14 protein-coding genes are annotated in these 14,104 nt (G+C 62.7%); 10 read left to right on the top strand and 4 right to left on the bottom strand.

Annotated features, from left to right (window positions below; genetic code table 11):
• Window positions 1–41: 41 nt before the first annotated feature.
• Entirely contained in the window at window positions 42–608 is a 567-nt protein-coding gene (locus Q0931_RS03990; RefSeq protein WP_299257521.1) for a peptidylprolyl isomerase, read from the top strand.
• 135 nt (window positions 609–743) lie between these two features.
• Window positions 744–1,511, top strand: a complete 768-nt coding sequence (locus tag Q0931_RS03985; protein WP_299257519.1) for an SDR family oxidoreductase — start codon at window positions 744–746, stop codon at window positions 1,509–1,511.
• A gap of 31 nt (window positions 1,512–1,542) precedes the next feature.
• Here Q0931_RS03985 and hmpA read toward each other — a convergent pair whose 3' ends face one another.
• A complete protein-coding gene (gene hmpA / locus Q0931_RS03980) occupies window positions 1,543–2,721 on the bottom strand; it encodes an NO-inducible flavohemoprotein (RefSeq protein WP_299257517.1) in 1,179 nt (392 codons plus the stop codon).
• A gap of 230 nt (window positions 2,722–2,951) precedes the next feature.
• Between hmpA and norR the strand changes: the two genes are divergently transcribed.
• Entirely contained in the window at window positions 2,952–4,514 is a 1,563-nt protein-coding gene (norR, locus tag Q0931_RS03975) for a nitric oxide reductase transcriptional regulator NorR (protein ID WP_299257515.1), read from the top strand.
• Window positions 4,515–4,649: 135 nt separating this feature from the next.
• Here the strand turns inward: norR and Q0931_RS03970 are convergent, their stop codons facing one another.
• The 3 genes from Q0931_RS03970 to Q0931_RS03960 form a co-directional block, all read right to left on the bottom strand.
• Entirely contained in the window at window positions 4,650–5,078 is a 429-nt protein-coding gene (locus Q0931_RS03970; RefSeq protein WP_299257513.1) for an organic hydroperoxide resistance protein, read from the bottom strand.
• A 65-nt stretch (window positions 5,079–5,143) separates the two neighbouring features.
• On the bottom strand, window positions 5,144–5,605 hold the full coding sequence (locus Q0931_RS03965) for a MarR family transcriptional regulator (RefSeq protein WP_086900393.1): 462 nt from the start codon (window positions 5,603–5,605) through the stop codon (window positions 5,144–5,146).
• A gap of 215 nt (window positions 5,606–5,820) precedes the next feature.
• Window positions 5,821–6,654: an inositol monophosphatase family protein gene (locus Q0931_RS03960; RefSeq protein WP_299257508.1), complete on the bottom strand. Its 834-nt coding sequence runs from the start codon at window positions 6,652–6,654 to the stop codon at window positions 5,821–5,823.
• A 244-nt stretch (window positions 6,655–6,898) separates the two neighbouring features.
• Here Q0931_RS03960 and Q0931_RS03955 point away from each other — a divergent pair, with 244 nt between their 5' ends.
• The 7 genes from Q0931_RS03955 to dcm all read left to right on the top strand — a co-directional run bounded on the left by Q0931_RS03955 (window position 6,899) and on the right by dcm (window position 13,998).
• On the top strand, window positions 6,899–8,032 hold the full coding sequence (locus Q0931_RS03955; RefSeq protein ID WP_299257507.1) for an NADH:flavin oxidoreductase: 1,134 nt from the start codon (window positions 6,899–6,901) through the stop codon (window positions 8,030–8,032).
• A 78-nt stretch (window positions 8,033–8,110) separates the two neighbouring features.
• Window positions 8,111–8,419: a metalloregulator ArsR/SmtB family transcription factor gene (locus Q0931_RS03950; RefSeq protein ID WP_299257506.1), complete on the top strand. Its 309-nt coding sequence runs from the start codon at window positions 8,111–8,113 to the stop codon at window positions 8,417–8,419.
• Between the two features lie 95 nt (window positions 8,420–8,514).
• A complete protein-coding gene (locus tag Q0931_RS03945) occupies window positions 8,515–10,008 on the top strand; it encodes a Na+/H+ antiporter NhaC family protein (protein WP_299257504.1) in 1,494 nt (497 codons plus the stop codon).
• A gap of 144 nt (window positions 10,009–10,152) precedes the next feature.
• Window positions 10,153–10,587, top strand: coding sequence for a MarR family transcriptional regulator (locus Q0931_RS03940; RefSeq protein ID WP_299257502.1), 435 nt, complete (start codon window positions 10,153–10,155; stop codon window positions 10,585–10,587).
• Window positions 10,584–11,324 carry a siderophore-interacting protein gene (locus Q0931_RS03935; RefSeq protein ID WP_299257500.1) on the top strand — a complete coding sequence of 247 codons (741 nt, stop codon included), beginning with the start codon at window positions 10,584–10,586 and terminating at the stop codon, window positions 11,322–11,324. The genes Q0931_RS03940 and Q0931_RS03935 overlap by 4 nt, the downstream gene beginning before the upstream one ends.
• A 60-nt stretch (window positions 11,325–11,384) precedes the next feature.
• A complete protein-coding gene (locus Q0931_RS03930) occupies window positions 11,385–12,467 on the top strand; it encodes a hypothetical protein (protein ID WP_299257498.1) in 1,083 nt (360 codons plus the stop codon).
• Between the two features lie 61 nt (window positions 12,468–12,528).
• Complete coding sequence (gene dcm / locus Q0931_RS03925) at window positions 12,529–13,998, top strand: DNA (cytosine-5-)-methyltransferase (protein WP_299257496.1); 1,470 nt, start codon at window positions 12,529–12,531, stop codon at window positions 13,996–13,998.
• The last annotated feature ends 106 nt before the right edge of the window (window positions 13,999–14,104 follow it).

Raw genomic sequence — 14,104 nt, 5'->3', positions numbered from 1 at the left:
GCTAGGCTTTCTGGCCCTATCGTATGACTGGAGCGCTTTTCATGCTGAAACCGTTACTGCGCGGGTGCCTGCTGGCGCTACCGCTTTGCTCGCCTCTGGCACTGGCCGATGCCGACCACCCGCATGTCGAAATCCGGACCACCCAGGGCAGTATCGAGCTGGAACTCGACGCCGCGGCGGCGCCCCATACGGTGGAGAACTTCCTGCGCTATGCCGAGGAGGATTTCTATCAGGGTACCGTGTTCCACCGCGTCATCGACGGTTTCATGATTCAGGGCGGCGGCATGACCGCCGACATGTCGACCAAAAAGACCCGTGACCCCATCGCCCTGGAAGAGAGCGGCCTCAAGAATACCCGGGGCACCATCGCCATGGCGCGTACCGCGCAGCCCGATTCGGCCACCAGCCAGTTCTTCATTAACCTGGTCGACAATCAGGCGCTGGATTACCGCAATCTCTACGAGCCCGGCTATACCGTTTTCGGTCACGTTGTCTCCGGTATGGACGTGGTGGATGCCATTGCCGGTGCGCCCACCGGTCGCCGCGGCCCGCATGCCGACGTACCGCGCGAGCCGATTACCATCCTCGAGGTCGAGCGGGTGGATTGATGTGCCACTGACATGACGGCCCGGAATGCCTGCCCAGGGGTTCCGGGCCGTTTTTTGTGGCTCATCACAAGGGCGTGTACGCGGTGTGCCCCGAAGCTGCGATGATGATCACTCGAATCATCACGAGGGCGGTACATGAGACTTCAGGGACAGCGGGCTGTGGTGACCGGGGCTGCCAGCGGCATCGGGCTTGCCACGGTCGAGCGTTTTCTCATTGAAGGGGCAAGCGTGGCACTGCTGGATCAGGACGCGCCTGCCCTGATCCGAGAGGGCACCCGGCTGGGGCGGTCGTATCCCGGCAGGGTTCATGTCGAGACGGTGGACGTGGCCGATCATGATGCCGTCAGAGGCGTCATGGCCTCTTCGCTCGACGCTCTGGGCAAGATCGATATCCTGGTCAACGCCGCCGGCGTCAACGTTTTCTCCGACCCGCTGGCGGTGGATGCCGAGCTCTGGCAGCGCTGTCTTTCTATCAATCTGGAAGGCGCCTGGCACTGCATTCAGGCGCTGTTGCCGTCGATGCTTGCGCAGTCGCGCGGCCATGTGGTCAACATCGCCTCGGTCCATGGGCATCGGATCATTCCCGGGGCCTTTCCCTATCCGGTGGCCAAGCACGGCCTGATCGGGCTGACCCGTTCGCTGGGCATTGAATACGCGGCCCGGGGCATTCGGGTCAATTCGATTTCGCCTGGGCTGATTGCAACGCCCTCCGCGCAGGCCTGGCTTGACGGGTTACGCCCGGCTGAACGCGCGCGTCAGGCCGAACTCATCCCCTGTCGTCGTCTGGGCGAGGCCGACGAGGTCGCCGCAACGGCGCTGTTTCTGGCCGGTGACGAGGCGCGCTTTATCAACGCCACCGACATTCTTGTCGATGGCGGGCGCAGTCAGGTCTATCACCTGTAAACCACGCTCGCCGTCGATCGGTCTGGTGCGATCAGTGCAGCTGACCGGAGGGGCCGAAGTACTCGAAATGGCGACAGGGCGTATCGATGCCCAGTGCCGCCAGGGCATTGTCCACATCGCGCATGAAGCCGGTGGGACCGGTGAAATAGCAGCTCGGCGTTACCTCGCGCGGCAGATAATCCGCCAGCAGGGCGCGATCGATGATGCCCTTGTGACGCTTGTCGTCGGGCGTGTCCGGATGGCTGTAGACGTAGCGGTAAGTCAGCTGGCAGCTGTACTGCTCGACCATGGCCTTGAGGTGTTCATGAAAGGCGTGGACGTTTGCGTTGCGCGCCGCGTGCAGATAGATCACCTGGCGGCCGGCATCAAGCGCCTGGGCCATGAGCGACAGCATCGGGGTCTGGCCGACGCCGCCGCTGATCAGCATCACCGGTGCATCGCGATCATCGAGCACCATTTCCCCGACCGGCGCCAGCAGCTGCACATGATCGCCGACGTTGATGTGATCGTGCAGGTGGCGACTGGCGCGTCCCTGGCCCTCACGCTTGACCGAAATACGATAGAAGTCATCCCCCGGAAGGGACGTCAGGCTGTACTGGCGCAGCGCCTGTTCGCCGTCGATCTCAAGGGACACGCCCAGATACTGCCCCGGCTGGAAGGTGCGCACCGGGCTGTCATCGGCCGGTCTGAAGTAGAACGACACGATCTCCTCGCTTTCCGGCACGCGATCGACCAGCGTGAAAGCACGCTCGCCGCGCCAGCCGCCCGGTGCCTGTTCCAGCTGCTGATAGGTTGCTTCCTCGGCATCGATCAGTCGATCGGCAAACTCCCAGTAGAGCCCGCTCCAGGCATCGGCTACTTCGGGGGTCACGGCATCACCCAGCACCTCGCCGATCGCTGCCATCAGGCATTCGGCCACGATGGGATACTGATCGGGCTGCAGATTGATCGCCACGTGCTTGTTGACGATCGGACGCATGAGCCTTTCCAGCGCTTCCGGGTCGTTGCGATTGAGGGCGTAGGCGACCACCGAGCGAGCCAGCGCCCGGGGCTGTTCGCCGGTCTGCTGGTGGCGCATGTTGAACATCGAACGCACGTGTGGATAGCGCTCGAACATCAACGGGTAAAAGGTGCTGGCGATGGTTTCAGCGTGTTCGGCGACGACCGGGGCTGTGGCATTGATGACTTCAAGCTGCTTTTGGTTAAGCATGGCGCCCTCCTGGCGACAGGAAAAACAAGAGACCCTTTTGATATCGCAAGACCCGTGCCAGACCGGGCGTACTGCGACAGCCTGCCACACTACCACCGCCGCAGCGCCCGTTGGAGGCGGTGTGGCGGGTACTCGTCCATCAGGACGCGCTGGTATTGATGCCGCGACCGTGGTCATAATGACTCTGTTTTAGCATGTCAAAATGACCATCGAGCAGACGGAGTGTCGATATGACCATCTTTTCCCGGGCGCTGCGCGAGCTGCTGGCGGCATTGAGTGACGGCAAGCGCCTTGATGAGCTGCATCCGCAGTGGTCGCGGCTGCTGGCCGCACTGGTCGGTAACTATCCGGCCGATGCCAGTACGCTGATGGTCAGCGTGGAAGGCGGACTTCAGCCGGTAGCGGTGCTCGGCATGGGACATGAAGTCTGTGGCCGACGCTTTCAGCTGGCGGCTCATCCAAGGCTTGCCGCCATCGCGGCGCACCCGCAGGTCTGTCGTTTTCCACGGGATTGTGCCCTGCCGGACCCTTTCGATGGCCTCCTTGATGCCGATCTGACCCACGTGCATGACTGCATGGGCGTGGCGCTGCGCGACGGTGATCGGCTGCTGGGCATGCTGACGCTGGATGCTCTGATTCCCGAGCAGATGGCCGGCATTGACGATGAGGAGTTGATGGCCGCCGCGGAGCTTTTGGCCACCTGCCTGCGTCTGACCGGTCAGCTCGAGGATACCCGTTCGCGGCTCAATCAGGTGCTGTCATCAGAGCAGAGCGCGTCGCTGCACTCGCCCGGCTGGCACAGCGCGGCCATGGCGCGGCTGTATGAAAGCCTGGCGCTGGTGGCGCCCACCGATCTGAGCGTGCTGCTGCACGGTGAAACCGGCGTGGGCAAGGAGCGCCTCACCCGCTATCTGCACGAGCGCTCGCGGCGCAGCAACGGCCCGCTGGTGAAGGTCAACTGTGCCACGCTGCCGGAATCGCTGATCGAAAGCGCCCTGTTCGGCCATCGCCGCGGCGCCTTCTCCGGCGCCAGTCGCGACCATCGCGGTCATTTTGCGATGGCCGACGGCGGCACCCTGATGCTGGATGAAATCGGTGAGCTGCCGCTTGCCCAGCAGCCGAGACTGCTGCGGGTGCTGCAGGAGGGCGAGATTCAGCCGCTGGGCAGCGATCAGCCCATCAAGGTGGATGTGCGCCTGATTGCCGTGACCAACCGGGATCTTGCCGAAGAAGTGGCAGCCGGGCGCTTTCGCGAGGATCTCTATCACCGCCTGAGTGTCTTTCCGCTGCGTATTCCGCCGCTGCGCGAGCGACGCGAGGACATTCTGCTGCTGGCCGGCCATTTTCTGGAGGACAATCGGGTGCGGCTCGGCCTTGCCAACCTGCGCCTGGACATCAGCGCCGAGCAGGCCCTGCTGGCCTGGCACTGGCCCGGTAATGTGCGCGAGCTCGAACATACCCTGAGCCGGGCCGCCCTGCGCGCCATGGGCGAGGCGCGCCCGGAGTCGCGCCGATCGGCCGTGGTTTGTATCGGGATCAAGCATCTGGATCTGCCGGTCGAAACCGGCTCGAGCGATGTCGAGCCTGCGGCGGATCGCTTATCCACACCCGATTGCCCGCCACCGGTTGTGGATAACATGCTTTCCCTGCGTGAGGCTACTGACACCTTCCAGCGCCACCACATCGAACAGGTGCTGGCCGCACACGATCACAACTGGGCGGCCAGTGCCCGGGCGCTCGACATGGACAGCGCCAACCTGCACCGGCTCGGACGACGGCTGGGGCTTAAATAGGGAGTCTTCAGGGTCAAAAAAAGACAATGTTTCACGTGAAACATGTCGACGATCACACGTGGTGTTGCAGCATGAAAACGCCCGCCTGTGAAACAGGCGGGCGTTTTTTGGTTCAGGCGTTTTTGCGGACGCTGTTCAGACTTCGACGTTAAGCGTCACGTCGATGTTGCCGCGGGTGGCGTTGGAATAGGGACACACCACATGAGCCTTTTCGACCAGATCATTGGCCCGGGCTTCATCCATGCCCGAGAGATGAATATTGAGTGCCACCTCGATGCCAAAACCGGTCGGAATCGGCCCGATGTCCACGTCGGCACCGACCCAGGCGTTTTCCGGCAGGCTGACCTTCTCCTGAGCGGCCACATGCTTGAGCGCGCCCAGGAAACAGGCCGAATAGCCGGCGGCAAAAAGCTGCTCCGGGTTGGTGCCATCCCCGCCCTTGCCGCCCAGCGCCTTCGGCGTGCTCAAGGCGACATCGAGTCTTTCATCGGAGGAAACGGCGCGGCCTTCACGGCCACCGGTGACCTGGGCGCTGGCGCGGTAGAGTACCTTTTCGATCGACATGCTGATATTTCCTGTGTTCAATATGCGCTATTGGATAGCGCGCGATATAAATGGATAAAAAAGGGTCAGATACGATCCAGATTTTGCTTTAAAGCGTTGAGCTGATCGCGCAACGCCTTCATTTCCGATGTTGAGCAGCCCGAGGCGCGTTCAACTTCCGCGGGCAGCGTGCGGGCCTTTTCACGCAGGGCACTGCCCCGGTCGGTCAGCGACACCTCGACCTGGCGTTCGTCTTCACGGGTACGCTGACGCCTGACCAGCTCGGCGCTTTCCAGGCGCTTGAGCAGTGGTGTGAGCGTGGCGGAATCCAAAGACAGTCGCTCGCCAATGCTTGAAACGGTCAGATGGTCCTTTTGCCACAGCACCTGCATGACCAGATACTGGGGATAGGTCAGCTCCAGCTGCTTGAGAAGCCGTCGGTAAAGCTTGCTCATGGAAAGCTGTGTGGCATAGAGCGCAAAGCAGAGCTGCGATTCCAGTGCCAGCAAGTCTCCGTCCTGCTCGAAATTGTCGTTGTGATCAGTCATGACTGTAACTTATATAGTGCGCGATTTAATGGCCAGCCATTTAAATCTATCAGTATCATAGCGCCGGCGGCAAAGTTGGAATGAATATGAGGAAAATATGAGGAAAAACCGTGTCAGTGTCCATCGTGATCGCTGCAGGTCATCACGGACAATCACCCGGTTTCGTCATGGGCCGCCGGCGCGTCACCAGAGGCGCGCCGGACAGGAGAGGCAGATCAGTCGATCAGGAAGTCGAACTTTTCGCGCAGGGCTTCCCAGCTGTCTTTTGAGTTGGCAGCAATCATGCGGCCCTGATGGATCGTGGGGTTATACGGCGTGCCGTCGAGCAGCGCGGCATAACCGCCGGCTTCCTGAACGATCATGACGCCGGCGGCGTGATCCCAGGGCATCAGCTTGGCGGTGAGCATGAAGTCCACAAAGCCGAAGGCCATGGTGCGGTATTCGTGACAGGCGCAGCCAAAGGACATCATGCGATCAAAGTCAGGGAAAAGTCCGGCCAGATCGTACTGGGTCTCCTTCGGGAAGCGGCGAATGGAGGTGGAGCCGGTCATGTTGGAAAGCTTCGAGGTGCTGGACATGTGCAGGCGCCGCTGCGTGCCGTCCGGGCGGCCATACCAGGCGCCCTCCCCCTTGCGGGCCATGACCCAGTCATCGACCAGTGGATCATACAGCAGACCGAAAACGGTCTCGCCGCGGCTGACCACGGCCACAATCACGCCGAACTGATTGAGATTGCGGGCAAAGTTCCAGGTGCCATCGATCGGGTCGATGATCACCGCCATCTCGGCGTCGCGAATGGTGTCCAGAAGCGTTGCGTCTTCGGCCACGGCCTCCTCGCCCACGATGGTGGCCTCCGGAAAGGCCCTGGCGACCCCCTGGGTGATCACCTTCTCGGCCCCCTTGTCGGCAATGGTGACCAGATCATCCGGACCGCTTTTGGTGTCGATGGTGTCGGGATCGAGCATGCGAAAGCGCGGTAGAATTTCGGTTTTCGCGGCGTGGCGAACAATGTCGATAAGCGTCTTGGTGGCAGCCTGATCCAGGGTCATGACGGGGCTCCTTGGTAAAGGGACAGTGGGGTGTTCAACCGTTGCAGTGACAGACGCGTTGGTAACACGGGTTGCTTATAGCATGGCGTTCATCCGGGGCGATCACCAGCACCAATGGCGGACAGCATGCCGATCACATGCCCCGCGACCCTGTGTCGCTCCCTGCAGGCGAGCAGGGGATTGTCACGCTATGGTCGCTCTGTTTAAATATATTGGTATATTTCTATATCAATAGGTGGATGACATGACGACTTCTGCACAAACGCTGGCCGCTCCGCTGTTTGAACCCCTCTCGCTGGGCCCGGTGACCATTCCCAACCGTATTGTCATGGCCCCCATGACGCGCAACCAGTCGCCGGGCGGCGTGCCGGGTGATGACGTCGCGGCCTACTACAAGAGCCGCGCCGAAGGCGGCGTGGGCCTGATCATCACCGAAGGTACCTATATCGATCACCCCGGCGCCAACGGCTACCCACAGGTGCCGGCCTTTCATGGCGAGGCGGCGCTGGCCGGCTGGCAGAAGGTGGTCGAGGGCGTTCACGCCGCCGGCGGTAAAATCGTGCCGCAGCTGTGGCACGTGGGGCGCGAGCGTCGCCCGGGGGTTGAGCCGGACGCCAGCGTGCCGGGCTTTGGTCCGATGTCGATCGTTGAAGACGGCGTGGAAGTCGTCAAGGCGATGACCGAGCAGGATATCCAGGACGTGGTGGCCTCCTTTGCCCGCGCGGCGCGCGATGCCAAAGCGATCGGCTTTGACGGTATCGAGCTGCACGGCGCCCACGGCTACCTGATCGACCAGTTCTTCTGGCCCGAGAGCAATCAGCGTACTGACGAGTACGGCGGCAGCGTCGAGAACCGGCTGCGTTTTGCGCGCTTGATCGTGCGCGCCGTGCGTGACGCGGTCGGCCCGGACTTCCCGATCATCTTCCGCTTCTCGCAGTGGAAGCTGTCTGACTACGAGGCAATCATCGCCGAGACCCCCGAGGCCCTGGGCGAGCTGCTCAAGCCGCTGGCCGAGGACGGCGTGGACATCTTCCATGCCAGCACGCGCCGCGTATGGGAGCCGGGCTTTGAAGGCAGCACCAAAACGCTGGCGACCTGGACGCGTGAGCTGACCGGCTGCCCGGTCATTGCCGTGGGCAGTGTGGGTCTGGACAAGACCTTCCGCACCGGGCACTTCACCCGTGAGGAAGACCCGACCTCCAAAAGCCGGGTCAATGTCGAGGAGCTGGCCATGTGGCGCGGCCGCGGTGATTTCGATCTGATCGCCATCGGCCGGGCCCTGCTGTCCGACCCGCAGTGGGCGAACAAGGTCCGTGACGGCCGCCTCGATGAGCTACACGACTTCGATACCAGCGCACTGGATACTCTGGTTCGCTGATGCGCATTGGCCGGGCTGTCTCGGCAGTCCGGCCGTGAGTGCGTATACTGATCCGGCTCCCAACGCCTGGCCCTGATCATGGATATCAATACGATTTTAAGCGCACTGGCCAACCCGGTGCGTCTGGACATTGTGTGCTGGCTCAAGGAGCCGGAACGCCATTTCCCGCCTCAGAAAGAGATGGCCCCGCCCGGGGGCATCTGCGTCAGCCATATTCGCGAGAAGACCGGACTTTCCCAGCCGACCACCTCGCTATACCTGTCGACCCTGTCACGCGCCGGCCTTGTCTCGTCCCAGCGCATGGGCCAGTGGACCTATTACCGCTATGAACACGACGTGGCCGAGGCCTTTCTGAGCGCGCTCGGTGAGCGGCTGTTGAACCGCTGACAGGGGCGAAGAACGCAGCGTCATCACGCCTGCATTGATATGATCGCGCCACGCCCGATCGGGCGGACAACAATAACCGTTCACAAGGCAGGATCATGTCCCCAACCCTTTCTCTCGACGCGTCCTCTGGTCGGGACCGCTTCGCCCGTCGTCGCGTGTTGCCGGTGCTGGCCTTTCTGGCCGTGCTCTACCTGGTCGCGCAGGCCGTGGGCTATCACATCAATGCCGTGGTGCTCACGATCGTGTTGATGGTGACGTTGTGTCTTTTGCAGATTCCGGTGGCCATTGCCCTGATTGCGGCGGCGCTGCTCGGCGGGCTTCATGCGGGGCTGTCGGTGGAGGCTTCACTGGCGGCATTCAATGACAATCTGCTGGTGGGCGCGCAGGTCGGGCTGACCTACGTCATGATCGGTGCCCTGGCGGTGGCGCTGGGGCGCAGCGGCCTGCTGGAACTGCTGGCTTCGAGGCTTTCCACCGCACTGGACAGCAACACGAAGAGCACGGATCGCCGCATCAGGGCGCTGCTGTTTGCGATCCTGATCGTCGCCTCGCTGCTGTCGCAGAATCTGGTGCCGGTGCACATCGCCTTCATCCCGATTCTGATTCCGCCGCTTTTGGGCCTCATGAACCGGCTGCGGCTGGACCGACGGGCGATCGCCTGCATTCTGGCCTGCGCCATGAGTGCCACCTACCTGCTGCTGCCCACTGGCTTCGGGGCGATCTATCTCAACGAGATTTTGCTGGCCAACGTCAACCAGGTGGGCGAGCCGCTGGGGCTGACCGCCACGGCGGCCATGGCGCCAAGGGCGATGTTTCTGCCTGTCATGGGCATTATTGCCGGCATGCTGGTGGCGGTGCTGATCACCTATCGCCGCCCACGCGACTATGCATCTTCAACGTCTGACACGCCCGTCCTGCAGGCCTCCAGTGCCGCGACACCCCAGTCACCAGCGCAGGCCCCGGTGACGCTCAACATCGGCCAGCTGGTGATGACGATGATCGCGCTGGCCGTGGCGCTGTGGTGTCAGATTGCCTTTGATTCGCTGCTGCTGGGCGCCCTGATCGGCTTCATGATCATCAGCGTGACCGGCATTTTCCGCTGGCGCGAGCAGGATGATGTCTTCACCCAGGGGCTTCGCATGATGGCGCAGATCGCGGTCATCATTACCGTGGCCTCGGGCTTTGCCGGCGTGCTGAGTGCTACCGGCGAGATCGCCCCGCTGGTGAGCGCCGCGGCGGATCTGATCGGCGGCAATATGGCGCTGGGCGCGGCGATCATGCTGGTAGTAGGGCTTTTCATTACCATCGGCTTTGGCGATTCCTTTGCCAGCGTGCCGATTCTGGCGCCGATCTATATTCCGCTGGCGCTGGCGCTGGGATTCTCGCCGCTGGCCACTGTCGCCCTGCTGGGCGCCTCGGCGGCACTGGGTGATGCCGGCTCACCGGCCTCCACCATTACGCTGGGCGCCACTGCCGGGCTCAATGCCGATGGTCAGCATGACCACATCAGAGACAGCGTGATCCCGACCTTTCTGCACGCCAACCTCGGCATGCTGCTGTTTGCCTGGGTGGCCGCGATGATGCTGTAGCCGGTAGCGAATTCTGCCGTCTCACTCAGAACGCCCGCCCCGATCAGGCGTGGGCGTTCTGCGTTATGCCTGGCTAGATGGTTGACAATATCAACCATATGCTGGATCGTATCGAGAATCATTTTCATTTCAGGTCGTGACGTCATGTCTTCTGCCGGCAACGCCCTCTTCGGGCTTTTGCACGCCTACAAACGTGTCCTGCGCGAGCGCTACATGGCAGCCGGCATTATCCTGCCGCTGTCGCATCTGCGCGTGCTTGGCGAGATCGGCCGCCACGAGGGCGTGATGGCCCGCGAGATTGCCGCAGCGCTGTTGCAGGACAAGGGCCTGATCACCCGGGTCACCCGCGAGCTTGAGCGCGAGGGCCTGATCGAGCGCCACCCACACCCCACCGATAGCCGCGCTGCGCATCTGGCCTTGAGCGCGAACGGCCGGGCGCTGCGCGAGCGGATCAAAACCATTGAAAAAGCGTGCGATGCGCAGATGGTGGCCGCCTTGAGCACTGACCAGGCCGATGCCTTCATCGACACCGTCAACGCCATGACCGAACAGCTCGATCGCGAACAGGAGACCCCATGAGCCGCCCCGCCCCCCGCCGTTTTACCGTACTCGACAAGGCCCTCATCACCCCGCACATGCTGCGCGTCACACTTGGCGGTGAGGGTATGGCGACCTTTCCCGACGATCAGGCCGGCACCTACATCAAGCTGATGTTCACCCGCGATGACGGCACGCCCTTCATGCGCACCTACACCGTGCGCGCCCAGCGAACCGATGCCATCGATGTGGATGTTGTGCTCCACGAGGACGGCGGCCCGGCGGCGCAGTGGGCTGAGCGCGCTGCCCCCGGTGACATCATCGAGATTGGCGGCCCCGGTCCGCGCAAGCGCGTCGATGCCAGCGCCGGCTGGTTCCTGCTCGCCGGTGACATGACCGCCCTGCCGGCCATCAGCGACAACCTGGAACACCTGCCCGCACACGCCCGCGGCCACGCGGTGATCGAGGTGTTGAGCGAGGCCGACATTCAGCCGCTTGCCGCGCCCGAGGGTATCGAACTGCACTGGGTGATCAACGAGCATCCGGGGGATAACAGCGACGTACTGCCTGACGCGGTGCGGGCGATCGACTGGGAAGATGGCCGCCCGGCCGTCTGGGCGGCCTGCGAGTTCTCTGCCATGCGCAAGCTGCGCCACTACTTCAAGGCCGAGCGCGAGGTGGTCAAGGGCGATCTCTATGTGTCGAGCTACTGGAAGCTGGGCCTGAACGAGGAGCGCCACAAGAGCGCCAAGCGCGAGGACGCCGAGCAGAGCGGCTGATTACAGTGAGCGCGATATCTGCCGTCAATACATTAGAGATAATGTATAAGGCGCATCGACATGGCACTGCTGACGCCGCTGGGACGGCTCAACGAGATCGACATCGACTGTCCGAACACGCAGATGAGGCTGCTGTCGATGGACAAGCACCGCCTGCTGGAAGGGCTGGTGGTGGAGGCGCTGGTCGAGGGCATTCTTGCAAGGCTTGAGGCTCACGGGGCGATGATCCTGCCGCTGTCACTGGTACGGGCCGGCCGTCGCGGCAGACAGATCGCCTGGTGGCTCTGGGCGCATCAGCCTGCAGGAGAGATCGATGCGGTGTTCGATGCGCTGTCGGGCCGTCATCCGCGCGCCGTGGTGCGCTGTCGCTACGACCGGGCATTACAAGACTTTCTGATTGACGGCTATGGCGGATATAACGGCGTCGCGTTACAGACCTTTCTGGGGCAGCTCTGTCAAAAACGCGAACTCGAGTTTCGCCGTCCCGACCCGGACGTGTGCGAGACCCTGCGCACCACCCGGGCCTTCTGGCGCATGACCGAGTGCCGGGTTGGCATCGACATGTTTCACGACATCGTGCTTCATCGGCTCTACAAGAACTGCGCGCTGGCCCCCTTTCTTGACTGGCTGTGGGACATCGACACGATCCTGCAACTGCCCAACGGGCAGCGGATACAGCTCGAGATCAAGCACAAGTACCCGTATCAGGGCCGGGGCGGGCTGTGTTTTGGCCTCAACAAGGGCCAGGTGATGACCATGCTGGCGCTGGCCGACTGCGGCATCGACACCTTCCACGTCATCCTCGTCAAGCCCTGGTGGGACAAGGGGGCAGGTCCGGGCTACCTCACCCAGGACCACGCCCATCAGGATCGCGTGCTGGTGATCGGCCACTATCTGGATCGTGGTGCGCTCAAGCGCCTGAGTATCGAAGCGGACGGCACCAGCGGCCGGTCGGAGTCGCTCTATGGGCGCCGGGCCCAGTCGCACAAGGCCATCGCCGCCGCGCGGTTCGTGGTGCTCGGCAACCTGGCCGATTCGGCCGAGACCCTGGCCCGGAACCTTCTGGCCGGCGCCCTGCGCCAGCCGCTGCCGCGTCTTACCGATGAATGTCTGAGAAAACACCGTCGAGGCCCTGGAGACTAGCCATCGCTTCGCCCTACAATGGCCTGCCACCCTGCCTGATCCGACTGACCCGCGAGCGCCCATGACGCTGTCTTCATCAGAACCGTTTTTACCGGAACTGCTGCCCCCGGAACTCGAGGCCGACCGCGCCCAGCCGTCCGGACCCTGCCCCTATGACGCTCTGGACGACAACGCGCTGCTGGCCCGGGTGCTGGAGATCTTTGATCGCGGCGCGGTCGCCGAGAAACTATCAGAAGTGAGCGCTCACTGGACCCGCGAGGCGCTGATTCGCCATCTCAAGGTGCGCCATCAGATGCCTTTGAGCGATGCCGAGCGCCGGGTACTGATCACGCTTTTGCCCGCGCCGCCGTCCCATCAGCATCAGGCTGATTTCACCTTCATCGATCTGTTTGCCGGCATCGGTGGCATTCGCCAGGGGTTTGAGGCCGTGGGCGGTGAGTGTGTGTTCACTTCCGAGTGGAACAAATACGCGGTGCGCACCTACAAGGCGAACCACTACTGCGACCCGAAGACCCACCGCTTCAACGAGGACATCCGCGATGTGACCCTCTCCGCGCGCGATGATGTCGATGAAGAGACCGCCTACGCCCACATTCGCGAGCAGATCCCCGAGCACGACGTGCTGCTGGCGGGTTTTCCCTGCCAGCCCTTCTCGCTGGCCGGCGTCTCCAAGAAAAACGCCCTGGGGCGCAAGCACGGCTTTGAGTGCGACGCCCAGGGCACGCTCTTTTTCGATGTCGCCCGCATCATCGCCGCGCGCCGTCCGCCCGCCTTCGTGCTGGAAAACGTCAAGAACCTCAAAAGCCACGACCAGGGCAAGACCTTTCGCGTGATCTGCGCAGCACTCGATGAGCTGGGTTATGACGTCGCCGATGTGGACGCCCCGAAGGGCCGCGACCCCAAGGTGATCGACGCCCGCCACTTTGTGCCCCAGCACCGCGAGCGCATCGTGCTGGTCGGCTTTCGCCGCGATCTCAACGTGCATGACGGCTTCACCCTGCGTGACATCAGCGCGCACTTCCCCGCCCAAAAGCCCACCTTCGGCGAGCTGCTGGACTCGGAGGTTGATGCGAAGTATGTGCTCACACCCAAGCTCTGGAACTACCTGTACCAGTACGCCCGCAAGCACAGGGAAAAGGGCAACGGCTTCGGCTTCGGCCTGACCCGGGCAGAAGATACCGCCCGCACGCTGTCGGCGCGCTATCACAAGGACGGCTCGGAGATCCTCGTCGACCGCGGCTTCAACGACGCGCTGGCCTTTGATGCCCCCGAAAACCTGCAAAACCGCCCGCGCCGCCTGACGCCGCATGAATGCGCCCGGCTGATGGGCTTTGACGCTGCGGGCGAGCGACGCTTCGTGATTCCGGTGTCGGATACCCAGGCCTATCGCCAGTTCGGCAACTCGGTGGTCGTGCCGGTGTTTCAGGCCGTGGCGGAGATGATGAAGTCGAGGCTGATGAAGGCGAAGGGGAAAAGCGCTGAGGCTGTTCCGGGTCACGCCAGTGGTGGAACCCGCAGGAAGTTAAAATAGCGTGCCGCTTTATTTTAATTTTCATCCAAAAATGAAATAGCGGCGCTGGTTCGGAGACCTGTCGAGTTCATCGACGCGGTGTCAGACCGGAGTTCTTGCCGAGCCG

The organism is uncultured Kushneria sp. (assembly GCF_947497025.1).
Lineage (GTDB): Bacteria > Pseudomonadota > Gammaproteobacteria > Pseudomonadales > Halomonadaceae > Kushneria.
Note: the sequence above shows the minus strand (reverse complement) of the source record. Positions and strands in the feature narration are given on the sequence as shown.

What these genes read in the sequence shown, in the direction of transcription:
- Q0931_RS03990 (WP_299257521.1), top strand. Translation starts at nt 42, where the DNA reads ATGCTGAAACCGTTACTGCGCGGGTGCCTGCTGGCGCTACCGCTTTGC.
- Q0931_RS03985 (WP_299257519.1), top strand. Translation starts at nt 744, where the DNA reads ATGAGACTTCAGGGACAGCGGGCTGTGGTGACCGGGGCTGCCAGCGGC.
- hmpA (WP_299257517.1), bottom strand. Translation starts at nt 2,721, where the DNA reads ATGCTTAACCAAAAGCAGCTTGAAGTCATCAATGCCACAGCCCCGGTC.
- norR (WP_299257515.1), top strand. Translation starts at nt 2,952, where the DNA reads ATGACCATCTTTTCCCGGGCGCTGCGCGAGCTGCTGGCGGCATTGAGT.
- Q0931_RS03970 (WP_299257513.1), bottom strand. Translation starts at nt 5,078, where the DNA reads ATGTCGATCGAAAAGGTACTCTACCGCGCCAGCGCCCAGGTCACCGGT.
- Q0931_RS03965 (WP_086900393.1), bottom strand. Translation starts at nt 5,605, where the DNA reads ATGACTGATCACAACGACAATTTCGAGCAGGACGGAGACTTGCTGGCA.
- Q0931_RS03960 (WP_299257508.1), bottom strand. Translation starts at nt 6,654, where the DNA reads ATGACCCTGGATCAGGCTGCCACCAAGACGCTTATCGACATTGTTCGC.
- Q0931_RS03955 (WP_299257507.1), top strand. Translation starts at nt 6,899, where the DNA reads ATGACGACTTCTGCACAAACGCTGGCCGCTCCGCTGTTTGAACCCCTC.
- Q0931_RS03950 (WP_299257506.1), top strand. Translation starts at nt 8,111, where the DNA reads ATGGATATCAATACGATTTTAAGCGCACTGGCCAACCCGGTGCGTCTG.
- Q0931_RS03945 (WP_299257504.1), top strand. Translation starts at nt 8,515, where the DNA reads ATGTCCCCAACCCTTTCTCTCGACGCGTCCTCTGGTCGGGACCGCTTC.
- Q0931_RS03940 (WP_299257502.1), top strand. Translation starts at nt 10,153, where the DNA reads ATGTCTTCTGCCGGCAACGCCCTCTTCGGGCTTTTGCACGCCTACAAA.
- Q0931_RS03935 (WP_299257500.1), top strand. Translation starts at nt 10,584, where the DNA reads ATGAGCCGCCCCGCCCCCCGCCGTTTTACCGTACTCGACAAGGCCCTC.
- Q0931_RS03930 (WP_299257498.1), top strand. Translation starts at nt 11,385, where the DNA reads ATGGCACTGCTGACGCCGCTGGGACGGCTCAACGAGATCGACATCGAC.
- dcm (WP_299257496.1), top strand. Translation starts at nt 12,529, where the DNA reads ATGACGCTGTCTTCATCAGAACCGTTTTTACCGGAACTGCTGCCCCCG.